Consider the following 23,277-nt stretch of genomic DNA (forward strand, 5'->3'; position numbering starts at 1 on the left):
CTGTTCAGGGCTTTCTGCATTGTTAGGCTACAGTTTTTAAAGTCCAAGTTTGCTATAGTGAAACTCACTTTGTGCCAAGCGCTTCATCATCATGCAATTTAATCCACGTTATCCGACCCTGCCCGCCCGTCTTTATCACATGCAGCAGCCTTTACCTTTAAAAGGTGCAAAAGCAGGACACTTTAATGCTGCATTGGCAAAAGAACTGCAATGGACAGCAGAGGAACAACAACAATGGGTTGAAATTTGCAGCGGACAAACCACGTTTAAAGAATTTCCTGCTTTGGCAATGGTCTATGCGGGACATCAATTTGGTCAGTGGGCAGGTCAATTGGGCGATGGACGCGGTTTACTTATTGCGCAAGTTTTGGACACACAACAACGTACAATTGATCTTCATTTAAAAGGTGCAGGTGCAACGCTTTATTCACGTATGGGGGATGGACGTGCCGTGTTACGTTCAGTGATTCGTGAATATTTGGCAGGTCATGCTTTAAATGCGCTGGGTGTGCCATCAAGCAATGCAGTTGGATTTACCTCATCTACTCAAGGTGTACAACGTGAAAAATTAGAACTTGGTGCAATGCTATTACGCACATCAGACTGTCATATTCGTTTGGGACATTTTGAATGGATCAATCAGTATCAACCTGAATTACTGCCAGAGTTTGTGCAAAAGTGTATCGAATGGCACTATCCAGAATGCTTGGCAGCCGAACAGCCTGTACTCGCCTTTGCTACGCAAGTTATTCAACGTACCGCTGTCATGATTGCCAAATGGCAATTGGTCGGTTTTGCGCATGGGGTGATGAACACCGATAATTTAAATATTACAGGTTCAACACTCGATTTTGGCCCTTATGGCTTTATGGAGCGTTTTCGTCCCAACTGGATCAACAACCATTCGGACTATCAAGGACGTTATACCTACCAACAACAACCGAGTGTGGCACACTGGAATTTGTGGGTTTGGTTGAACAATTTAATTCCGCTTGAACAAAACCCAGATCAGAAAGAACACTGGAAACAAGCACTGGCAGCATGTTTAGAGCATTTTGAACCGACTTTTTTAGAGCATTACAAACTTGGTTTATGTGAAAAAATGGGACTACCAAGTTTCCACAAAGACAGTTTTGACTGCGCTACCAACTTCTTACGCATTTTGCAAAGTGAGCAACTGGATTACACCCAAAGCTTTATCCGCCTACAAAATAAACAATACACAGAAATACTGGATGATTGTTTGGATCGTCGTCAGTGGGAAAGCTTTTTAGCGCAGTATTTACAGATTCGTGAATATCAAGACACCGATGATTTAGATGCTGCAATGCAACAGGTAAACCCTCACTATATTTTGCGCAATCACATGGCACAAAAGGCGATTGAGCAAGCAGAGCGTGATGATTTTTCAGAAGTTGAGCGTTTATTTAACTTGCTCAGCCAGCCGTATATTCAGCAAACAGCATTGGAAACACCTGAAGATTTAGCGCCTTTGCCAAGTGATGTGCCAGAAGTGATGGTGAGTTGTTCATCTTAATACTGATGCACTCGCCAAAGGACGTTTAGAATTCCAGCAAAGTTATACACATTTTCTGTGGAAAAAGCTGTGGTTATCCACAGGATAAACTTTTTAGGAGAAAATAAGTGGCACAAACACCGTCATCACTGCATCAAATTGCAGCAAGTGTTGCAACATAACTGCCTGGGATTAGCCTGAGCGAACCTTTTGGTGATGGCTGTTTGGTGCATAAAGTTTTCGATAAAGTATTTATGCTATATGTAAATTTTAAAAACACTAGCACATGGAAAAATCTGTAAAACATCATTTTATGGTTTTAGGTGTGATGATAAATTAAGTATTTAGCTATAAGTCTGCATTTAAATGGTCATGCCATCATCAACTTGAAAGTTCAGCCTGAGCATGGTGTGATGTTAAGTGATTTTTATCCTTATATTCGTGCGGACTAGCACATGAATAAACAGCACTGGATTTTGATTTTTGCAGAAGACAATTTAAAAATATAATGAATAAATTTTACCATTGATACTGGGCAAACAATTGAGCGCCCATCCTCTTGGCCTGATTGGTATTTAGATCATCTGCAATATATTTCAAGCCAAAATTTTGATGCTGTACTGATAAGCCTAAAGCATGGGTCTGAGGTTCAAAAAGGATTCCCCATTCTACACCTTTATCCCAATAAGCGTTCAATTGCCAAATACTACTATATTGATTGCTGATTGAACTTATACCTAAACGCCAATTCTGATCTGACTGATAATTTAGATCAGTATAAATTTTAAAAGGCAGTTTCTGCGTATATTGATGATACTTATTAAATTGTCCCTGAATATCAAATCGTGGACGCTTATCCTGATCATAAGCAATCTGATATTGGGTGTAGGGTGCATCTTGCCAATATAAATAAGCCAAAGCATCTTGAATATTGATATTTACTTTCCAGTGATTCGCAATGGTCCCTTGTAATGAAGTATCAAATGCAAAACCATATCCATGATTCGCTCGCTCATTCCAGCCCATTTTGTCTTCTTTTAATGCTGGCTGGTCATAACTATAGTCAATTTGACCATTAAGCCACTTCACACGATCCATAAGTTGTTCCTGATCTGTGGTTTTCGCCAAAGCATTCACCTGACCATCAGCATAATGTCGGCCAATTAATGCTGTTGCCCCTGTAGTTACATTCCAGTTAGGTGAAAGTTGCCAGGTATATGCAAATCGTGACCCAACCGTATCAATATGCTGTGCCTCTAGTTGCAAATTATATTGAGTATTGGCATCAATCAATTTTTCATTTTTGATCTGATAATATAATTTTGCAGTGTCTGGACTAAAACGTAGTACATAATCATAACGCCAAATCCAGCTAAAATCCCATTGACCCTGTTTAATACCCAACTGCATTAGGCCATGGGCAAACGCATTTTTTCCCGATTTAAAGTTTGGGTCATCCCAATCATCTGTAAATGCGTGAATCGACAAAGGTTCACTATATACATCTGCCTGTACTTGATAATAGATTTTTTCCTGGGCATTGGAATAGAAAGGCATTAGCATTCCCAATACAGCTAGACTTTTTTTGAGCATATAAAAAGGGGGATTTACTCCCCCTCTCCTTTTTATGATTATGGTGCAATTGCTTTAACGGTATTATCTGTGAATTTTGCAGAATATACATTATCTGACACTTTGCTTACTGTAGCGTATGGGGTGTTACCCACTTTAATCTCTGCTGAAGTAAACTTGTCAAGATCAGCAATTTCAACATAAGCACCATTGGCATGAGACAGTTTTGCCCACACCACAGGTTGATCTTTTGTAATCAGGTTATCTGTTTTAAAGTCAGCCGTTAGCGCATCTTTATCCACAGCGACCTTAATCGTTGCTGTACCTTTCTGGTACTCATTACGTTTAGCAGTTAAATCAATACTAAATGGTTTAATGCTGGTACCGCCACCTTTGACATTACCACTGAGTTTCACATTCAGGTCCGCATTGATAAATGCAGCAGCAGTTTCACCATTAGTCACATCAATCTGTTTTGACAAATCATTGTTTAATTTAATGCTTGCCTCTAGGTTAAGGTTCTCAGTTCCAGCAACTGCCTTACCTTTTAAGTTCAGTTCAGTCGGAATAATTTCTGTAGAGGTGCTTAAACTATCTTTAAACTGAACTTGTGTCGCCTTGCTTGAAAACTCCGTTAAGCTCAACTCTGCACCTGTACCTAAAGCAGTCAATACAATATTCTCAAACTTAAATTGTGCAGTCTTAGGTGCTTGGTCACTAGAACGATCATCAAGTTTTTTCGCATTGTTATAAACAACTTGAGCAGTACTATCACTATTGAACGCCAAAATTGCCTCTTTCTTACTCAGGACATTCTTGGTCGCAATTTTCCCACCAGCAACCAATTTAAAATCGTAAGTTGATTGAGATGCCGAGAATGGTGCTTCAAGTTTCAGATTGGTTACAGCCACAGTAGTTTCATTACCAAAAACGTCATGCCATGTTTGTGTTTTAGAGTCCCAAACATAATCTGTCCAATATTTAGCTGTAACTCCCCCTGTTACAGTCACAGAATCAGGCTTTACACTCACTTTTAACGTATTATTGCTCAATTCATAATCAGGGGAATACTGACCATAGGTTGAATCTTCTTTTAATAAAGCCTCTAACTCAGTTGCATTATATTCTTGGGTTGAACCGTTTGCAGCTTGTTGCGCTAATGAAGCCAAAGTCAAAATCAAGCTACTAGCATTCCCAATATCACTGCCAGCATCACTAATTGCATCAAATGTCGGCTGATATTGTGATTGAAGCCCATCGAAACTATCAAAATAACTAATAATCGTATTTGTTGTATCTACCAATTGCTTTGCCTTATCCAGGTCTGATGCTGGAACAGCTGGATTTTCAGGAATATTACCACCATTATTCGACGATGAATCACCGCCTCCACCACAAGCAGTTAAAATGGCTGAACAAGCTAAAACTAACAATGTTTTCTTAAACATTCTACCCCCCTTTTTTTAAGGAAAATTGTTATCTAAATTCTTTAATTTAGGATTTTATAAAACCATTTTTTGGTTTTTTATAATCATATCTAGTTATATTTATAATGACAATCGATTATTTAATATAAGCCCTTTATTAATAAAGAGCTTATATTTTTTTACTCATCAGGATATTCAAAACGATAACCTACACCATACACAGCCTGAATCCACTCATGTCTATTACCTGTTTCGGCAGCTTCAGAAATTTTACGGCGCAAGTTTTTAATGTGGCTATCAATTACACGATCTGCCACTTCAAAACTGTCAGGGTTAATATGATCTAGCAATTGCGCACGTGAATACACCTGCCCGACATGCTCTAAAAACAATTCCAATAAACGGAATTCGGTTGGGGTCAAATTCAAGGTTTTTTGCTGATACCAAATACGCTGCTGCGCTTTATCCATACGGAATAAATCATTACTCTCTGGCTCATTTTTACGCTCAAGACGGCGCAACACTGCCTGCACACGAGCCACCAACTCTTTCGGGCTAAAAGGCTTACATACATAATCATCTGCGCCCATGTTCAAACCTAGCACCCGATCAATTTCCTCAGTACGTGCCGTGACCATAATAATAGGCACATCAGACTGTTCACGCACTTTGCGGCAAATGGTCAAACCATCCATACGCGGAATCATCAAGTCTAAAATCATCAAGCTCGGTTTACGCTGCAAAAAGCTGTCATAAGCTTCTTGCCCATCATGAAACATACTGACTTCAAAACCAGCAGCTTCTAAATAATCTCGCACCAATTGGGCAAGTTCAATTTCATCTTCAACCAGCAAGATATGTTTCATGCACGATTCCTTAAAGTCCTTCAAGATTTGATTGTTTTAGGAAAGCTTAATTTGCAACGTAAACCACCCAATGGTGAATGTGCAAAACTTAACTCTCCGCCCAATGCTTTGGCAATTTTGACCGATAAAGCCAGACCTAAACCTGTCCCACCTGTGGCGCGTGTACGTGAATCATCGGCACGATAAAAACGCTCACCCAAACGTGCCAATTGTTCATCACTTAAACCAAACGGACTGTCATCTACATACACTGTCCATTCTGTTGCGCTTTGACCGGTGTGAATATGCACCTGCCCACCTGCTTCAGTATAGCGAATACTATTACTGAGCAAGTTGAGCATAATTTGTTTAAAACGGTCTATATCCAATTGTAATTGCGTGCCTTCACCCGACACGATCAAGTCCAACTGAGCCTGCTCAAATTTCGGCTTAAAGCTTTCGATTTCCTGCTCAATCACTTGCCATGGATCAATGCTCGAGAAATAGCATTTCAGCTGCATGGCTTCGGCTTGCGCCAATTCCGATAAATCCTGTGTGAGTTTTTTCAGACTATTGACCTGATGCATCATCGCAGCCAAATGCTCTGGTGTGGCTTTGCGGATACCATCTTGCATGGCTTCAATTTGCGCCTGCAACACCGCCAATGGCGTTTTTAATTCATGCGAAGTATCAGCCACCCACTGACGACGTGAAGTTTCATGTTGATCTAAAATCACCGCCAAATGATTCAACTCGGTAGATAAATCACCCAATTCATCATTACGATTGACCGTGACCTGATGCTGATAATGCCCTTTGGTCAATTCACGTGTACCATTCAACAAACGCTGAATCGGTTTTTTAAAATAGGTCGCCAATAACAATGCAGCAATCAAGCTCGCCAAAATACTTAAAGCATAAACCAATAATAAATAACGGGTTTGCTTACTAAAAAAGTTAATACTTAAAGCATCTTCCTGATCTAACACAGGTTTTAAGCCTAAATAGCCCACGACTTTTTCATTGACCATAATTGGACGATAAGAAATTTGAGTTTCAGCAGGCTCTCCTACCACAAATTGCCGCTGTGCATCATATAAAGATAAGCGTGAACTCAAGCCTAAACGGTCAGGCATCGAAATAAATTGTTTTTTTCCAGATGATTCTGTCGCGTTTTGGTGTCCTTCATTTTTACGATCAGGACGGAAAGCATTTTGATTGGCACTTAAAGGAAAGACCAAACCTTCAAATGGCTGAAACTGTGAAGGTAAATTCAGTTCTAACCAGCGAAGTTCTGCGGCATTGGCTTGTCGTTTAGCTAGATCAGGCTCGACCACACTTGGGTTTACATTGGCGAGGGTGTGTTCCTGAAAATAACGCTGCTGCAAGGCAATGTCATACTGACGGCGCAACCACCACCGCGATAAACGGTCATAATCATCGGGTGCAGCCTCACCTTCAATTTGGAGAATTTGCGCCTGAATGGCGTTGCCCCAATCGTGATATACCGCATAGACTTCTGCCAAGTTTTGAGTGAGCAAGTCCAGCTTTTGCATTTCGACATCGGCCACATATTTGCTGAAGTTTCGCTGCATATTGACATGCAATACCCCCAAGCTGACCGTGGTAATCAGCAAGGTCGTCAGCAGCACTGTTAAGAACAGGCGTAATGCGATGGGTATACGGCGAATTTTCAAAAGCGCAATCTCAGCTTTTCTTATTGATTTTGAGCATTGTAACCAACAGTGCTAGAAAAAACTCTCCATTGTTTCTTCATCTTTATTATTTAATCTTAACTGAGTGAAGTTAAAAGCAGGTTGGGGAGTTTGAAGATGAAACAGATGACGAAAATCGCATTACTTGGGGCAAGTGTTTTGGGCATGGGGATTTTAACTGCATGCCAAACCAGTAATGATCTGACCGAACGACAACAAACACGTATGTTTAAACAACATTATGCTCAAGATGGACAACGCTTCAGTCCTGAACAACGCGAGCAATATCGTGCCATGCGTGCAGAACACCGCGCATTTCGTGGGCAGATGCAACAGGCTTGTGACAACAAAGCAGTAGGTACAAATCTACAATTAAAAGTAGGTGATCAAACACTCGCAGGTACCTGTACGATGCGTTTCCAGCCTGATCGCCAGTCATTTAAACAACATCGCCAATATGCGATGCAACAACACCAAGCCATGCGTGCAAAAATGCCGCGTATGCAACAACGTGGTGAAATGCTGACCGATGCGCAACGTGCTGAAATGACCAAACGGTACGATCAACGATTAGCACAACATCAAGCGCATCAAAAGGCCATGCGTGCTGCCTGTGAAGGAAAAATGCATGGACAACACGTTCAAGTGAAACTGGGCGAACTACAACTCAAGGGACAATGCTTGGTTCGTTTTCAGCCGAATCAACCTATGCAACAAATGAGAATATCACCTACTTCGCGCTAATGCATTCAGGTGAGCACACACTTACACGACTCTAAGGCACTCGATTGAGTGCCTTTTTATTTACCTTTTTATCCACTTCACTTAGACATATCTCTTTACGCTTTTTGACTATTTGTATCATTTCAAATTCAGCAAAACTGTTTACACTCAAACAACTTAGCCATTTCAACATAAAAATCTTTGACTTTGCAGTCACCAAGAAATGCTATGCAGATGCTTGTACCGAATTAGAAGATGTTGCACGATTACAACCATTCCAACATAGCATGTCTGAGAAGGCATGTGCTGAAATCCATTTAAAATATAACGCTGGTCAAACCAGTATTGAGGAAACCGATATGCCACAATACAAAGCGCCTTTACGTGATATGCAATTCGTTTTGCATGAATTATTAAATGCCGAAGATCACTATGCAAAATTACCTGCATTCCAAGAAAACGTAAGCCGTGAATTGGTTGACCAATATTTGGAAGCTGCAGCAGATTTCTGTGAAAATGAACTTTCTCCAATCAACCAAAACGGTGACCGTGAAGGTTGTACTTGGAATGATGGCGTGGTGACTACACCAACGGGCTTTAAAGAAGCGTATCAAAAATATATCGAACTCGGTTTCCCATCACTTTCAGCTGAAGAACAATACGGTGGTCAAGCATTACCTGTTTCTTTAGGTAACGTTATTTCTGAAATGGTTGGTACTGCAAACTGGGCTTGGGGCATGTACCCTGGTTTATCGCACGGCGCAGTACGTACTTTAGAACACCATGGTTCTCAAGAACAAAAAGATGCTTATTTACCAAAACTAGTTTCTGGTGAATGGACAGGCACCATGTGCTTAACCGAATCTCACGCAGGTTCTGACTTGGGTATTATCCGTACCAAAGCTGAACCACAAGCAGACGGCAGCTATGCAATCTCTGGCGAGAAAATCTTTATCTCTGCTGGTGAACATGACATGGCAGAGAACATTATCCACATTGTACTTGCTCGTCTTCCTGGTGCACCTAAAGGTACTAAGGGTATCTCTTTATTCATCGTGCCAAAATTCAACCTCAATGCTGACGGTTCTGTAGGCGAGCGCAACGGCGTACGCTGTGGTTCAATCGAACACAAAATGGGGATTCATGGTAACGCGACTTGCGTGATCAACTTTGATAACGCGAAAGGCTTCCTAATTGGCCCTGAAAACCGTGGTCTAAACTGCATGTTCACGTTCATGAACACTGCACGTATCGGTACAGCGGTACAAGGTCTTGCAGCATCTGAAGGTTCTTTCCAAGGTGCGTTGACTTATGCCAAAGACCGTTTAGCAATGCGCTCACTTTCTGGTCCGAAAGCTCCTGAAAAAGAAGCAGATCCAATTATTGTGCATCCTGCTGTACGCAATATGCTATTGACTCAAAAAGCGTTTGCTGAAGGTGGTCGCGCACTAGTGTATCTGTTGTCTCTACACGCAGATATCGTTGAACAAGGTGCAACCGAAGAAGAGCGTAAATACTCTGACAACATCTTGTCTTTATTGACGCCAATTGCAAAAGCATTCTTAACTGAAACAGGTTCTGAATCTGCAAAACATGGTGTACAAGTCTTCGGTGGTCATGGCTTCATTTCTGAGCATGGCATGGAACAAATTGTGCGTGATACACGTATTTCATGCTTGTACGAAGGTACAACTGAAATTCAAGCACTCGACTTGTTAGGTCGTAAAGTTTTGGGTACACAAGGTGCAATGTTGAAAGACTTCACCAAAATCATCCATAAATTTGCAGAAGCCAACAAAGACAACGCAGCAATGCAAGAATTTGTTGAACCGCTCGCAGCGCTCAATAAAGAATGGGGCGATTTGACCATGCAAATTGGTATGCGTGCAATGCAAAACCCTGAGGAAGTAGGTGCTGCAGCAGTAGACTACATGTACTTCTCTGGTTATGTAACACTAGCTTACCTATGGGCACGTATGGCATTGGTCGCTCAAGAAGCACTTGCAGCAGGCACAACCGATGTAGACTTCTATAATGCTAAAGTGACGACTGCACGTTTCTACTTCAAGAAAATCTTGCCACGTGTTCGCTCACACGTAGACGTGATTGCAACAGGTGTAGAGCCACTATTTGCATTAGATGCTGAACACTTTGCTTTCTAAGCGAAAATTGAAACTCGCTAAATATTGAACATATTTAGCGGGATATTCAAAATGTTGTACTCTTGAGTACAGAAATTGAGAAAGGACGGTCATAGCATTGACAGTCCTTTTTCTTTATAAATAAAGCATTCTTTCGCTTTAGTGGTCTACAACATTCACAATTGTAGATTACACTGAACTCAACGAATCAAGATTCAAACAATAAACAGGTGAACTCACATGCCAATTTATAATGCCCCACTTGCCGATATGAAATTCATCTTAAATGATGTATTCAATGCAGAACAATTCTGGCAAAACAATGAAAACCTCGCTCACCTTGATGCTGCAACGGCTGAAGCAATTTTGGAAGAAATGGCAAAATTTGCCCAAAATGTGACGTTGCCTATTAACCGTAGCGGTGATGAAGAAGGCGCGACCTATAACAATGGCGAAGTCACCACACCTGCTGGATTTAAAGAAGCATTTAAACAATATGCCGAAGGCGGCTGGATTGGTTTAGGCGCAGATGAAGAATGGGGTGGTCAAGGCATGCCAAAAATGCTGACAGTATTGTCAGATGAAATGCTGTTTGCCACCAACCCATCCTTCATGTTGTATCCACTGCTATCTGTCGGTGCAGGCATGGCATTAAGCAGTTATGCATCACAAGAACAGAAAGAAACCTATTTACCTAAAATTTACTCAGGTGAGTGGTCAGGTACCATGTGTTTGACTGAACCACATGCAGGAACAGACCTCGGGATTATTAAAACCAAAGCAGAACCAAATGCAGACGGTACGTACAACATCACAGGGACTAAAATCTTTATTACAGGTGGTGATCACGACCTCGCAGAAAACATCATTCACTTAGTTTTAGCGAAAACACCAGACGCTCCTGCAGGTTCACGCGGTATTTCTTTATTCATCGTGCCAAAATTCTTGGTGAATGAAGATGGTTCATTGGGTGAACGCAACCCTGTAGCCCCAGGCTCAATCGAACACAAAATGGGCATTAAAGCCTCTGCGACTTGTGTGATGAACTTTGACGGTGCGAAGGGTTTCTTGGTCGGTAAAGAAAATGAAGGTCTTGCAGCCATGTTCGTGATGATGAACTATGAACGTTTATCAATGGGTATCCAAGGTCTTGGTGCTTCTGAATTTGCTTACCAAAATGCAGCTCAATATGCGACTGATCGTTTACAAGGTCGTAGTGCTTCTGGTGTTAAATCTCCAAGCAAACCTGCGGATAGCATCTTAGTTCATGGTGATGTTCGTCGCATGTTGCTCAATGCACGTGCCAATAATGAAGCATCTCGTGCATTTGCAGTTTACGTGGGTCAGCAACTGGATATCACTAAATTCTCTACCGATGCAGAAGTTGTGAAAAAAGCCAATGACCGTGTTGCATTGTTAACTCCAATTGCCAAAGCCTACTTAACCGATACTGCATTTAACGCTGTAATTGATTCACAAATGGTCTTCGGTGGTCATGGTTATATCCGTGAATGGGGTATGGAGCAATGTGTTCGTGATTTACGTATCGCCCAAATTTATGAAGGCACCAACGGCGTACAATCGCAAGACTTGATTGGTCGTAAAACCATTAAATGTAATGGCGAATTTATTGCAGAATACATTGCAGAAATCCGTGATTTCACCAATGGTTTAGATGCAGACCTCAACTTCATTAAAGATGCAACTTTAGATGCAGCGACTGAAGTTGAATCCGTGACTCAATACGTTTTAAATGCAGCCAAAGAAAATGTAGATTTCCCGAACGCAGCAGCGGTTGATTATTTACATGCGGTAGGTTTGCTCAGCTTCTCATATATGTTTGCGCGCATTGCCAATGCAGCCAAGCAAAAAGAGGGTGAGTTCTATCAAAACAAATTGTCATTGGCACTGTACTTTGTACAACGTATTTTGCCAGAACTGGCTTTACGCATTACCAAAGTGAAAGCGGGTGCAGAAGTGGTAATGAACTTCAGTGAAGATTACTTCACCAACCAGTCTTAATTCATACAGTATCTGCAAAAACGCCTGAATCATCAGGCGTTTTTTTATACTAAATTTTATATCCCTATTCTAATTTGTGCATGAAATTTGCATCACCTTTGTTGAAGTCTGAATATCCATACTTAAACAGGAGGTGAAAATGGCAGTACGTCGTTCAAAAATAGATAAAAATATTCAAGCAGTTGAAAGCCTATTAGACAAATATGGCAATTGGGCTGTAGAAAGTTTTCATTATCTTGCGCTCTTTATCATTGGCTGTATGGTCATTTGGTCTGCTGGACATACGGTAATTGATATTTTCACCATCAAACAATATGCCACTATTGATGACATCTTATTGCTTTTTATCTATTTAGAACTAGGTGCAATGGTGGGTATTTATTTTAAAACCAATCACATGCCTGTGCGTTTTTTAATTTATATTGCCATTACCGCACTAACCCGTTTGCTAATTTCAGATATTCAACACGACCATAAAGCTGATCTCGACTTAGTGATTATTACTGGTTCAATTTTAATTTTAGCCGCTGCAATTTTAGTGGTGCGTTTTGCATCTTGGCATTACCCTTCCGTTATTCGAGACAAGCACAGTGAAAAGCCTTTAGCACAAGGCAAAACCCCTCGCCCAGAAGATGATGAATTGGCGTAAAAATCTAAAATAGGTCAAAAAAATGCTTCTAGATATTCAATATCTAGAAGCATTGATCTCTATGATTTCACTTTTTTCTCAACGATTTGCCACCAACACATAACGCCCATGTTCAAAAATCCAGTACATACCTCGTGGCGGAGCGGGTAAACCCAAGTGCTGCCAGTCGGTCACCACACGATAGGTCGAACTTTCAATATGTGCGCTACTTGGCTCACCATTTACCCAACTGTAACTTTGGTGGTTATATTGCACAGTACTTGGCGCATTGTATTGAATATTGATGCCACTACGAATCGTGGGCTGCCCCCACTGCGGCACAGGTCGTTGATGGTATGGATAATGTGGTGGATAGGAATAGGGTTGCTGTGAATGATAAGGTCGATGCTGCGGATAAGCAGGACGATGTTGTGGCGAATAAGGACGATGCTGATCACGCTGTGTATTGACGCCTGTATATCCTGCCCAGCGATTGGTTTCGGCCAAGCTCTGCATCGACACACCTAAAAATAGCATGCCACTCAATGCAGTTAAAATCGCCACTTTCATATCTAGCACTCCTATTTTCATATTTTTATTCTAAGCTCAAATTAAGGATAAACAATGAATAAAAAAACAGCAATTTTAAACTTTCGTCTCCGCAGATTTCACCGACACGGCTCGCCATTTATGAAATATCTCCAACCCCTATGCTAAGATACATTTTTTTTGAAATTGGATGAAACCTCGTGCCTGAATTAAATTTTGACCGCCTTCATCAGTTTTTCTGCAAAGTTCCGAGTGTACAGCAAGCCCGTGTAGACGCTTATGGTTCAGACGGTCAGCATGCATGGTGGTTCAAATTTCAAATTGATGTAGAACATCCGTTGGCATGGCAAACTGTGCAGGAATTGGGACATGTGCTGAATTATATTTCCAGAGATGAGCGCTTGCCGACTCAATTCTTACCTGTTTCACCACCACCGTATATGAATGGTGAAGCCAAAGATTTTTTATCGTGGGTAATTCAATGCAACCATCCAGAATTTAGCCCAGATGTGGTTTGTGATTGGTTAGAAGCGCGTTTACCGAATCCTGTGGATGATGAAGCACAATGGAAAATCAAAACCGATATTGCCGAGTTAGATCAAATGAGTGATAAAGATTTGGATGAAATGGTGCCGCCAAATCCCGAGAAGTAATATTAGGTTCTGACACCCCCTTCTCCCTCAGGGAGAAGGTCGGGATGAGGGAAACTAAAATGTCGATAAACCGCTCCACTCCATAAAGCGATACAACGCATATTTCCACTTCGACTCATCGGCATAGACTGCATAATCCAGACTCATATTTTTACCCTCAAGGTTTGACCATGCGGTATTAAAATAGTGTTGAGCATCCTGAAATACAGGGTCTTGCACCTGTCCGACCACACGCAAGTTGCTTTCTAAATTATAGTTTTTTAAATTACGTGCGGTGAAATTAGCAGAACCTAAAATCAACTCAGCCTGTGTGGCATTCGATTTCATCAGCATTTTATTGTGGCATTGCTCACCTTGGGTATTACACCAACGTACCTTCACCCCTGCAGCATGTAATTCTGCCGCCACCTGTCGGTTTGGAATGCCATTTTTTTCACGTCCAAAAGCATCTTTATTCGGGTCGAGTAATACCCGCACCTGTACGCCACGTTGCTGTGCAGCAATCAGTGCCTTGATGATTTGTCGCTCCGATAAATAGAACATCGCCAAATCCAGATGTTCTTGCGCTTTGGTCTGCCGAATCAGTGTCAAACTGCCCTCTAAAATGGCTTGTTCAGTGATGACTTGCACTTGAGGATAAGACGAATCTGCCTCAAACTCCCCCACAATCACCCCAGACAGATTGCCCTGCGACATACGCGCGACGGCTTGTTCTGTTTGCAACACATCTACTGCGGTATTGCCCGTCACCAATAAAGCGCTGTTAGAATGACGTGAACTGCCATCATGTGGATTAAACGACGTGACCAATGCTTTCCAGCCTTCGGCGGTATCGACCACCATGGTTTTACGATGGTTGGCTTTAAAATTAAGCAAGCTGAAATAACTACGTAAGGTAATTTTATCTTTGCCGAAAGGACTGGGTAGCCAACCCTTTTCAGCATTATTTGGAATGCCCTGACAGCAGAGATACCAAAACCCCGACCACAAAGGATTCGATGCGCGCAGCGGGGTTAAATCTGTTTCAATCACATCAATACCTGCCTGACGCAATTGACGATAATGTTCAGGTGCAATGCCACCATATACCGAATTAATGGGATCAGTAATGACTTTGATTTCAATATTTGGCTGCAGCTGACGTTTATGAATTAAAGCATCGGTGAGTTGCTGTGTCAGTGGCTGATGCTGCTGTTTAGATGTTCCCACTTCAGGATTAAACAAGAACATATCCAATACAATGGTGCTTTGTGCTGCATCAACCAGCTCTAAAATTTCATTAAAAATTTGATGCTGTTGTTGCTGAACACCTTGCGCGTCGATATAGGTCTGATCGGCAATAAATTTAATAGGCGCATGACGTAACTTTCCAGTGTAATTCAGCCCTTCGGGCAATGGTTTTAAGCTGTGGTAGGTCGCAGACGCCAAATAACCTAAAGCCAGAAAACTTATAATAAGTCCCACATACGCCCGAGGCGACCAATTCAATTTTTGATGAATTCGCTGAAAGATACGCATAACAAAAAACCTAGTCCGATGCGCTCAGACTAGGTTTAATTGTTTGGATTTTCAAGAGGATTTCTGTGTTTTCACGCAGACATCCTGCTCAAGGCAAATTGAATTTTAGAAGCCAAATTCCACGCCGACTGTAAAGTTACGACCCACTTGTGGAATATTCGACAAGAACGATGTATGTGAATACACTTCATCATCGAGCAAGTTGTTGGCTTTAAAATACACACGGTAATCTTGTTTGTTGGCATAGTTGCCCGCATAAGCCACACCAACATTGACCATATTATAGCCTGCTGTTTCTTGCTCTAAATAAGCAACCTTGTCTTGTTTGAAGACACGATAATATTCCGCCATACCCGACCAACCGTCGGCAAAGTTGGCATCTACTTTAGTCCCTAAACGCCCTGCAGGTACGCGTGGTGCGTTTTGATTGTCAATTTCACCACGCACATAATCACCAAACACACTAAGTTTATAATCAGGGCTAATCTGATACCCTAGCTTAGCTTCTGTACCATAAAACTTGGCTTTGTCTTGTTGATAATCAATTAAACGGAAAGTTTCTATATGGTCGGTGGTTGCACCATAAATATAGTTATCAAACCAGTTATGATAGACATGCAACGAATAATCCAGTTTGTCAGCTTCATAGTGCAAACCAAGTTCTAAATTATTCGATTTTTCCACATCTAAATTTGCATTGCCACGCTCATAAGTGTTTGTTGCAAAGTGGATGCCATTTGCATAAAGCTCTTGCGCCAATGGTAAACGCTGCTGATGTGAACCTGTAAGGGATAGTTTATAGTTCGGTGCAAACTGCCAGTTGGCTGCGGCAGAAGCAGATACACCTGTATCTGAATAATCTTTTTTCTGAGCATCGACATCAATTTTTTGATGTTCAACCCGTGCACCAAGTTCAACATGCACATCGCCAAATTGTTTATGTTCTAAACCGAACAAACTATATTTTTGCGTTTTGGTATCTGGCATAGGTACGCTTTCATGAAAATGATCGCCATGTTTTTCTTTCTGTCCGGTCAAATCAATTTTTTGCTGGCTATACTGGGTACCAAACACACCTTCCCAACCCGCAATAGGTTGATGCACCAACTCTAAACGCGCATCATAGCCTTTGCTTTTAAAGTTACTAATGACTTTGTTTTCTTCTAATTCATCATGTTCATAATCGGTAAAGCTGGCATGCGCACGCAGTTTCTCAAAGCCAGCAAAGGGCTGATCAAGCTCAGTACGCAAATCATAACGGTGTGATTCCAAATCAATCCACGGGCCACCATGTGCATGTTCGTGTTCGTCATGTGGATCTGGTTGTGGTGCAGGGTCGTGGCTTCCGCAATGCAATTTATTCCCATGTGGATGGCAATCATGATATTCATGACTATGCCCTGGCAATCCATATTTGTCTTGACGGTTACTGTATGACACACCTACAAAACCACGATCATGAATCCATGATCCACCAATATTCACCGTTTGGCCTTCGGCAAAGGTATTGTCTACACGGCGTTCTTTTACCAACTCTTCATGTTCATGTGTATGGGTTGAGCCATCTGGTTCAACATGTACTTCTGTATGATGATGCTCTACCCAATAGTTTGGGGTAATGTAATCATTGGCTTTACGTTTTGAACCTTCAATACGCAGCGCAAATTGATCACTGAGTGCTGCAGTTACCCCCGCACTCGCTAGCTTTTCATCGCTACCCGTGTTGTAACGTAAACCTACCTGTCCTTCTAAACCATTATTTGGCATTTGAGTTGGAATTTTTTGATCGGTCACATTAACTAAGCCACCAACCGTTCCTGCACCATAAAGTAATGTTGATGGGCCACGAATAATTTCAACTTGCTTGGCTAAAATTGGATCGACAGTGATGGCATGGTCAGGTGAAAGGGTAGAAACATCGGCAGTTTCTGAAGCATGTTGCAGCACTTTAACCCGAGGGCCATCTTGTCCACGAATCACAGGGCGGCTAGAACCTGAGCCATATTGATTGGAATATACACCTAGCTCATCTGACATTGCATCACCTATAGTGGTACTCCGCTCTGCCAACGTTTTCTGATCAATCACATGATCTGCTACTGCAAAATCTGCTGCAGTTTGCACCAAAGGATGTGCTTGTAGCTGAATAGTTTCCAGTTGTGTACTACTGCTTTCAGTATTGGCAAATGCTGCAGGTGTCAGCACTGAAAAAATGGAAAGTGTTATTAAATTTTTATGGAACGACATGACCCATGCTCAAATTAGTAAAAATAATTGATGTTATAATATAACATTTCATTAACATTGCAATAAAAAACATTGTTACTCTGTATTCTCAATTAAGCTATTCATCACAATTTATTCTGATTTTTTATATTATTTACTTTGAATTGGTATGCCCTTTACGCTCTCACATGCGGTACTTGCCCCACCACTCGCCAAGCTTTCAGGACAACGTCTGCCTATCGCTGCACTCGCTATAGGTACGATGTTGCCAGATTTACACCGTCTGTTTACTTTGCGTCATGATCCCACTCCACATTTATGGTCAGCATTGCTGTATCCAAATTTATTATTGGGTCTTGTCTTTTGTGCGCTGTGGTATTTGCTCTATCGCCCTGCATTGTATCGCTTTGTGGGCGTGCATCACCCGTTAAATCTAAACACGATAAAATCTGTACTTGGGTTTGTATGTGGCTTGATTCTGGCCTTACTGATTGGCAATGCCACCCATTTAATTTGGGATGGTTTAACCCATCACGACTTTCGTAGTTTTGCCTTTCAGGATTTTTTAGCGCAATCGGTACAATTAGGCACAGGTATTTATCCGATGCATCGCATACTGCAAATTGGCAGTTCTATTTTGGCGCTGCCTTTTTTGTTATGTATGAGCCTGCATTATTATCGCAAGCATCGACAGCTCAGTTCTGTAAGCACTAAAATTCGCGTTTATGCCATCGGCCTAATTATCTTGTCGATTGTATGTGGTGGTTTTTCACTTTGGGATTATGCGCGTTATATCCCCGATGCGACTTGGCAAGCCGAACTATATTATTTTACGGGACGCGCCATCAATGAGTTTAGCCAAGGGGCATTACTCATGTTCAGTTTAGGTTGTCTGTTATTTTTGTTTTTGGATCGGTAAGGGTAGATAAAATAAAGTCAAAGCTCATCACTTTATCCTGAATCTTGCTGCATTATCCTATTTCAGACACATTCCTTGTAAAAACCCACTGTTTTTGCAGCAGGTTCTTGTAGCCACATGCCCAAAGAGGCATAATCCTACCTTTGCTAAAGGCGGTGCGCTGTTTACGTATTCGCTTCCTTAACCCATATAGTTGGATTTTTAACGCTATGATGCGAACTCATTATTGCGGTTCTTTAACCGAAGCTCAAATTGATCAAACCGTGACCCTGTGTGGTTGGGTACACCGTCGTCGTGACCACGGTGGTGTAATTTTCCTAGACATGCGTGACCGCGATGGTCTTGTGCAAGTCGTAATTGACCCAGACACTCCAGAAGCATTTGCAACTGCAGACAAAGCACGTTCAGAATTTGTATTAAAAATCACAGGTCGTGTACGTCGTCGCTATGCAGGCACAGAAAATGCCAATATGGTCAGTGGACAAATTGAAGTTTTAGGCAAGGAAATTGAAGTTCTTGCAGCATCTGAAACGCCTCCGTTCCCATTGAACGATGAAAATACCAACATTTCAGAAGAAATTCGTTTGAAATACCGTTTCTTGGACATCCGTCGTCCAGAAATGTTAGATCGCTTACGTTTCCGTTCTAAAGTCACCAACCTAATTCGTAACTATTTAGACGATCATGGTTTCTTGGATGTTGAAACACCAATTTTAACACGTGCAACGCCTGAAGGTGCGCGTGACTATTTAGTACCAAGCCGTGTATCTAACGGTAGCTTCTATGCTCTGCCACAATCTCCACAATTATTTAAACAATTGTTGATGGTGGGTGGTATTGACCGTTATTACCAAATCGCTAAATGTTTCCGTGACGAAGATTTACGCGCAGACCGTCAGCCAGAATTTACTCAAATCGACATTGAAACATCGTTCATGAGTGACGATGATATTATGGATTTGATGGAAGGCATGACCGTGAAGATGTTCGATGAACTTCTAGGCGTGAAATTCGACAAATTCCAACGTATGCCGTATTCAGAAGCGATGCGTGATTATGCGTCTGATAAGCCAGACTTGCGTATCCCACTGAAATTGGTAGACGTTGCTGACTTGATGCAAGACGTTGAGTTCAAAGTATTTGCTGGCCCAGCGAAAGATCCGAAAGGTCGTATTGTCGCGCTTCGTGTGCCTGGTGCGGGTTCATTGCCACGTAGCGCGATTGATGAATACACCAAATTTGTAGGCATCTATGGTGCAAAAGGTTTGGCGTATATTAAAGTCAATGAACTTGAAAAAGGCATTGAAGGCTTACAATCTCCAATCGTGAAATTTATTGAGCCAATCGTGCTTGATCTATTAAAACGTGTAGGTGCTGAAAATGGCGACATCGTGTTCTTTGGTGCAGATAAAGCCAAAGTAGTCAACGATGCGATGGGCGCACTTCGAGTCAAAATCGGTCACGATTTGAACCTTGCAACCTGCGAATGGGCACCACTTTGGGTTGTTGATTTCCCGATGTTTGAAGAAACTGATGATGGTAAATGGACCTCTGTGCATCACCCATTCACTTTGCCAAAATCAAGCATTGAAGATGTGAAAAGCAACCCAGGTGAAGCTTTATCTGTCGCGTACGACATGGTGTTGAACGGTACTGAAATTGGTGGTGGTTCACTGCGTATTTATACTTTAGAAATGCAAAAAGCGATTTTTGAAGCTTTAGGTATTGAAGAAGAAGAAGCCGAAGAGAAATTCAGCTTCTTGTTGAATGCATTGAAATACGGTGCGCCTCCGCACGGTGGTTTGGCATTTGGTTTAGACCGTTTGGTGATGTTGATGACAGGTGCTTCGTCTATTCGTGATGTGATTGCCTTCCCGAAAACCAAGACAGCTGAATGTCCATTGACTCAAGCACCTGCACCAGTTGAGGCGACTCAATTGCGTGATTTGGGTATTCGTTTACGTGAAAAACCAAAAGCAGAATCTCAAGAATAAGTTTTGAGAATGTGAGAAGAACCCTGCAAATTTGCAGGGTTTTTTATGAATTGAGATAAAGCTAAGCTAGTGGCATAATAGCGCTTCGTTTTGAATTTTGAGTTGAGCGTTACTATGGCTATGCGTCCTGCAGTTCGTAATCGTGGCATTATGCTAATTGTATTTGCTGTCGCTCAATGGTTATTCATGCGTTATATTCTGGCCAATAACCTGTTTGCCTTAGACACCAATGACCGTATTTTGTACTTTAGCTTAAGTTCTATTGGCGGTGCATTTGTGATTTTTGTGGGACTAATTTATATGGTGTTGGCGGGGAATTCGGATAAACAATAATAAATATAGACTTTAATAGATCAAAATTAGATTCTAGTCTAATTTAACAGAGTTTAAAGCTGTTACTTTAGATTTTCGTATTAAAATTTATATAACCCGAATACTAGACTTCTTGTGTTAGTCAAATTTTAAGCAGCCAAAAGCTATATTTTATGAGGTTTTAGCCAATTCAAAAATTACATAAAACTATACTTTCGCAAGAGGTCTACTACTTAAATCAATGACTCCATTATTAGGTTACCTTTTCAATTAGGGTAATAGCTATTAATTAGTTTTTGGTATGCATCTAAATAACTAGAGGCCATTTTTTCAATACTAAAACAGTCCTTAGTCGCTTTTATTTGATCAAATATATAAATAAAATTATCATAATTATTATAAACTTCAGTTATTTTATCTGATAAGAATTGTGGATTATTCTCAAATTTTAATACCTCTGGCAAAATTTGTTCGCTAATCCCTGTGTGAGAGGAAATCACTAGTGGAGCATAATAAATAGCATCAATAGCGACAAGCCCATAAGGTTCAAAACGGGATGGAATAATTTGTAAGTCACAACTATACAACACATCATTAATATGATTACTAAAGCCTTTTAATAAAACTTTGTCTTGCAATTTAAGCCTATTTATCTGCTGTTGCAAATTTTCTTGTTCTTCACCTTGACCAAAAATATGACATTCGAACTCAAAATTAAGTAATGCAAGAGATTCAACTGCAATATCAAAACCTTTCATTTTATCTAAACGACCCACTAGTACAATATAAAACTTGTCAGGGCGAGAAATTTTAGTAGGTGGTTGGTATGTCATACCATTTTTGATAATGATCGACTCTTGCTTCAAAAGCTGTTTGGTATCCTCTAAAATAGCGACACATAAATCCGCAAGATTGTATTTTTTTTTATATTGTAATGTATGTTTTGTAGCAATAATTGGAATTTTTTTTGTCAAAAAAATTTGCGCATATTTCATAATCTCAATTTCTTTTGTATTATGGCAATGAATAATATCTGGAGATATTTTTTCTAATAATTTAGCCGTTTGATACAAAAATAGTGGGTTATAACGATTCTTCTCAAAATCAAATTCAATTAGATGTACCTCATCATTCAAATAAGGACGAATTTCCTCCTGACTTAAAAGATAAACTTGATGTTCTTTGACCATCTCATTGCACAAATCAACACAGACTTTTTCTGTGCCAGCAAATTGAACCCAATGCAGTGTATGAAGAATCCTCATCTGTCTTCCTAAATTTCCCTATGACTATAGTACTTTCAGAAATCCCTTAAATTTCAATTGTAAAATCTAAACAATGAAATATAAAGATAAAAATAAAGTTATACGGACTAAAAAATACGATACTATTGATGTATAAGCTCATGCTAAGCACCAATATTTTACTGAATAAGTATAATATCTAATGTAGAATTAGATAGATAGTTTTATATATCTAATTTTTATGATGCGAACAATTTTAAAGAAATGGTACAAATTTCAACAAAATCAACAAGCCAAAAAATTTAATTCACATTGGTATATACGTTTTGGTTGGTTAGATGAATCCTTTAACAATCAAGAACAGCTTAAAGATCTTTTTGAAATTCACTCACCTCACAAATTTACCTTTGCCGATTGCTTCTACATCCAATACAATGATCGACACTTTATATTTTTCGAAGAAGTAAATGATGTTCATCCCGTAGGTTTTTTATCAGTCTTGGAGGTTTTTAAAGACGGAGCTTACTCAAAGCCACAAACTATTTTAAAATTGGACTACCACCTATCGTATCCTTGTGTATTTAAGGTAGAAAATGACTGGTATATGATTCCTGAAACCAGTGCTAATAAAACTATTGAACTATGGAAATGTACTGATTTCCCTTTAAAATGGGAAAAACATTTAAACTTATTTGAAAATATTGATGCTGTAGATACCACTCCTCTTTATCATGAAGGGATGTGGTATTTATTGACGTCCACACGTAGAAACTGCAAAAAATTTGGTGACCGTTTAGATATTTTCTTTACTGAAAATATTTTAAATCCTAACTGGCAAGAACACCCACAAAATCCAGTCTGCAAAGGTCATCAGCAACTCAGAATGGCTGGGAAGCCTTTTATTTATAAAAACAAGCTTGTACGTCCTAGTCAAGATTCATTAAAACGTTATGGTGGTAATATTGAATTCAAAGAAATTCTTGAACTTAGCCCAACCTCATATAAAGAGCAACTTTTAGAAGTTGTTTTACCCACATGGAATAATAACGATGATGGTTGCCATACAATAAATGTTGAACATAATTTTGTAGTTTTAGATGCAATACGCTTATCAGTTAAAAAGTAAATAAGACCAAAACAACTATTTTAACCCGAATTACGGATAAGAAAAGCCCTTGAAAAAAAGGTAGTTAGAGCCATTTAGAAAGTTACGACACAACCCAAAGGCTCTAACTACCATGTACGATTTTACAGAAATTTTTTGTATTGTTGA

General features: G+C 40.4%; 18 protein-coding genes. 10 read left to right on the top strand and 8 right to left on the bottom strand.

Annotated elements, in window-relative coordinates:
• Nucleotides 1–91: 91 nt before the first annotated feature.
• The gene (locus tag FTU66_RS08455; RefSeq protein ID WP_180112630.1) at nucleotides 92–1,537 is read left to right on the top strand and encodes a YdiU family protein; all 1,446 of its coding nucleotides are present in this window, start codon (nucleotides 92–94) and stop codon (nucleotides 1,535–1,537) included.
• Between the two features lie 498 nt (nucleotides 1,538–2,035).
• Here the strand turns inward: FTU66_RS08455 and FTU66_RS13550 are convergent, their stop codons facing one another.
• From FTU66_RS13550 to baeS, 4 genes are all read right to left on the bottom strand, one after another.
• On the bottom strand, nucleotides 2,036–3,109 hold the full coding sequence (locus FTU66_RS13550) for a hypothetical protein (protein WP_218949300.1): 1,074 nt from the start codon (nucleotides 3,107–3,109) through the stop codon (nucleotides 2,036–2,038).
• A gap of 38 nt (nucleotides 3,110–3,147) precedes the next feature.
• Nucleotides 3,148–4,536: a hypothetical protein gene (locus tag FTU66_RS08465; protein ID WP_180112631.1), complete on the bottom strand. Its 1,389-nt coding sequence runs from the start codon at nucleotides 4,534–4,536 to the stop codon at nucleotides 3,148–3,150.
• A 158-nt stretch (nucleotides 4,537–4,694) separates the two neighbouring features.
• Nucleotides 4,695–5,381: a response regulator gene (locus FTU66_RS08470; protein ID WP_180112632.1), complete on the bottom strand. Its 687-nt coding sequence runs from the start codon at nucleotides 5,379–5,381 to the stop codon at nucleotides 4,695–4,697.
• Nucleotides 5,382–5,401: 20 nt separating this feature from the next.
• Nucleotides 5,402–7,057, bottom strand: coding sequence for a sensor histidine kinase efflux regulator BaeS (gene baeS, locus FTU66_RS08475; protein ID WP_180112634.1), 1,656 nt, complete (start codon nucleotides 7,055–7,057; stop codon nucleotides 5,402–5,404).
• Nucleotides 7,058–7,192: 135 nt separating this feature from the next.
• Between baeS and FTU66_RS08480 the strand changes: the two genes are divergently transcribed.
• The 4 genes from FTU66_RS08480 to FTU66_RS08495 all read left to right on the top strand — a co-directional run bounded on the left by FTU66_RS08480 (nucleotide 7,193) and on the right by FTU66_RS08495 (nucleotide 12,610).
• Entirely contained in the window at nucleotides 7,193–7,819 is a 627-nt protein-coding gene (locus FTU66_RS08480) for a hypothetical protein (protein WP_179989978.1), read from the top strand.
• A gap of 338 nt (nucleotides 7,820–8,157) precedes the next feature.
• Nucleotides 8,158–9,960 (top strand): acyl-CoA dehydrogenase C-terminal domain-containing protein, encoded by a 1,803-nt coding sequence (locus FTU66_RS08485; protein ID WP_180112641.1) that lies wholly within the window; start codon nucleotides 8,158–8,160, stop codon nucleotides 9,958–9,960.
• A 219-nt stretch (nucleotides 9,961–10,179) separates the two neighbouring features.
• Nucleotides 10,180–11,961, top strand: a complete 1,782-nt coding sequence (locus FTU66_RS08490) for an acyl-CoA dehydrogenase C-terminal domain-containing protein (protein WP_180112635.1) — start codon at nucleotides 10,180–10,182, stop codon at nucleotides 11,959–11,961.
• Between the two features lie 139 nt (nucleotides 11,962–12,100).
• Nucleotides 12,101–12,610, top strand: coding sequence for a phosphate-starvation-inducible protein PsiE (locus FTU66_RS08495; protein ID WP_004975036.1), 510 nt, complete (start codon nucleotides 12,101–12,103; stop codon nucleotides 12,608–12,610).
• Between the two features lie 78 nt (nucleotides 12,611–12,688).
• Here the strand turns inward: FTU66_RS08495 and FTU66_RS08500 are convergent, their stop codons facing one another.
• The gene (locus FTU66_RS08500; RefSeq protein ID WP_004975035.1) at nucleotides 12,689–13,159 is read right to left on the bottom strand and encodes an RcnB family protein; all 471 of its coding nucleotides are present in this window, start codon (nucleotides 13,157–13,159) and stop codon (nucleotides 12,689–12,691) included.
• A 179-nt stretch (nucleotides 13,160–13,338) separates the two neighbouring features.
• Between FTU66_RS08500 and FTU66_RS08505 the strand changes: the two genes are divergently transcribed.
• Nucleotides 13,339–13,791, top strand: a complete 453-nt coding sequence (locus FTU66_RS08505; RefSeq protein ID WP_154320358.1) for a hypothetical protein — start codon at nucleotides 13,339–13,341, stop codon at nucleotides 13,789–13,791.
• 54 nt (nucleotides 13,792–13,845) lie between these two features.
• Here the strand turns inward: FTU66_RS08505 and FTU66_RS08510 are convergent, their stop codons facing one another.
• Both FTU66_RS08510 and znuD read right to left on the bottom strand, forming a co-directional pair.
• Nucleotides 13,846–15,309, bottom strand: a complete 1,464-nt coding sequence (locus FTU66_RS08510; RefSeq protein ID WP_180112636.1) for a phospholipase D family protein — start codon at nucleotides 15,307–15,309, stop codon at nucleotides 13,846–13,848.
• A gap of 105 nt (nucleotides 15,310–15,414) precedes the next feature.
• A complete protein-coding gene (gene znuD / locus FTU66_RS08515; protein ID WP_180112637.1) occupies nucleotides 15,415–17,556 on the bottom strand; it encodes a zinc piracy TonB-dependent receptor ZnuD in 2,142 nt (713 codons plus the stop codon).
• A gap of 148 nt (nucleotides 17,557–17,704) precedes the next feature.
• On the opposite strand from znuD, the gene FTU66_RS08520 reads away from it, so the two are divergent.
• From FTU66_RS08520 to FTU66_RS08530, 3 genes are all read left to right on the top strand, one after another.
• Nucleotides 17,705–18,454, top strand: a complete 750-nt coding sequence (locus FTU66_RS08520; RefSeq protein ID WP_180060541.1) for a DUF4184 family protein — start codon at nucleotides 17,705–17,707, stop codon at nucleotides 18,452–18,454.
• Nucleotides 18,455–18,663: 209 nt separating this feature from the next.
• Nucleotides 18,664–20,448 carry an aspartate--tRNA ligase gene (gene aspS, locus FTU66_RS08525; RefSeq protein WP_180112638.1) on the top strand — a complete coding sequence of 595 codons (1,785 nt, stop codon included), beginning with the start codon at nucleotides 18,664–18,666 and terminating at the stop codon, nucleotides 20,446–20,448.
• Between the two features lie 114 nt (nucleotides 20,449–20,562).
• The gene (locus tag FTU66_RS08530; protein ID WP_179995034.1) at nucleotides 20,563–20,781 is read left to right on the top strand and encodes a hypothetical protein; all 219 of its coding nucleotides are present in this window, start codon (nucleotides 20,563–20,565) and stop codon (nucleotides 20,779–20,781) included.
• A 245-nt stretch (nucleotides 20,782–21,026) separates the two neighbouring features.
• Here the strand turns inward: FTU66_RS08530 and FTU66_RS08535 are convergent, their stop codons facing one another.
• Nucleotides 21,027–22,025, bottom strand: coding sequence for a glycosyltransferase (locus FTU66_RS08535; RefSeq protein ID WP_180112639.1), 999 nt, complete (start codon nucleotides 22,023–22,025; stop codon nucleotides 21,027–21,029).
• A 220-nt stretch (nucleotides 22,026–22,245) separates the two neighbouring features.
• Here FTU66_RS08535 and FTU66_RS08540 point away from each other — a divergent pair, with 220 nt between their 5' ends.
• Nucleotides 22,246–23,130 carry a hypothetical protein gene (locus FTU66_RS08540; protein WP_180064604.1) on the top strand — a complete coding sequence of 295 codons (885 nt, stop codon included), beginning with the start codon at nucleotides 22,246–22,248 and terminating at the stop codon, nucleotides 23,128–23,130.
• Nucleotides 23,131–23,277: the final 147 nt, after the last annotated feature.

Source organism: Acinetobacter sp. YH12131, from assembly GCF_013418635.1.
In the GTDB taxonomy this organism is placed as follows: domain Bacteria; phylum Pseudomonadota; class Gammaproteobacteria; order Pseudomonadales; family Moraxellaceae; genus Acinetobacter; species Acinetobacter towneri.

Bases quoted from the DNA above. Each gene is read 5' to 3' on its own strand.
- FTU66_RS08455 (WP_180112630.1), top strand. From the start codon at position 92: ATGCAATTTAATCCACGTTATCCGACCCTGCCCGCCCGTCTTTATCAC.
- FTU66_RS13550 (WP_218949300.1), bottom strand. From the start codon at position 3,109: ATGCTCAAAAAAAGTCTAGCTGTATTGGGAATGCTAATGCCTTTCTAT.
- FTU66_RS08465 (WP_180112631.1), bottom strand. From the start codon at position 4,536: ATGTTTAAGAAAACATTGTTAGTTTTAGCTTGTTCAGCCATTTTAACT.
- FTU66_RS08470 (WP_180112632.1), bottom strand. From the start codon at position 5,381: ATGAAACATATCTTGCTGGTTGAAGATGAAATTGAACTTGCCCAATTG.
- FTU66_RS08480 (WP_179989978.1), top strand. From the start codon at position 7,193: ATGAAACAGATGACGAAAATCGCATTACTTGGGGCAAGTGTTTTGGGC.
- FTU66_RS08485 (WP_180112641.1), top strand. From the start codon at position 8,158: ATGCCACAATACAAAGCGCCTTTACGTGATATGCAATTCGTTTTGCAT.
- FTU66_RS08490 (WP_180112635.1), top strand. From the start codon at position 10,180: ATGCCAATTTATAATGCCCCACTTGCCGATATGAAATTCATCTTAAAT.
- FTU66_RS08495 (WP_004975036.1), top strand. From the start codon at position 12,101: ATGGCAGTACGTCGTTCAAAAATAGATAAAAATATTCAAGCAGTTGAA.
- FTU66_RS08500 (WP_004975035.1), bottom strand. From the start codon at position 13,159: ATGAAAGTGGCGATTTTAACTGCATTGAGTGGCATGCTATTTTTAGGT.
- FTU66_RS08510 (WP_180112636.1), bottom strand. From the start codon at position 15,309: ATGCGTATCTTTCAGCGAATTCATCAAAAATTGAATTGGTCGCCTCGG.
- znuD (WP_180112637.1), bottom strand. From the start codon at position 17,556: ATGTCGTTCCATAAAAATTTAATAACACTTTCCATTTTTTCAGTGCTG.
- FTU66_RS08520 (WP_180060541.1), top strand. From the start codon at position 17,705: ATGCCCTTTACGCTCTCACATGCGGTACTTGCCCCACCACTCGCCAAG.
- aspS (WP_180112638.1), top strand. From the start codon at position 18,664: ATGATGCGAACTCATTATTGCGGTTCTTTAACCGAAGCTCAAATTGAT.
- FTU66_RS08530 (WP_179995034.1), top strand. From the start codon at position 20,563: ATGGCTATGCGTCCTGCAGTTCGTAATCGTGGCATTATGCTAATTGTA.
- FTU66_RS08535 (WP_180112639.1), bottom strand. From the start codon at position 22,025: ATGAGGATTCTTCATACACTGCATTGGGTTCAATTTGCTGGCACAGAA.
- FTU66_RS08540 (WP_180064604.1), top strand. From the start codon at position 22,246: ATGATGCGAACAATTTTAAAGAAATGGTACAAATTTCAACAAAATCAA.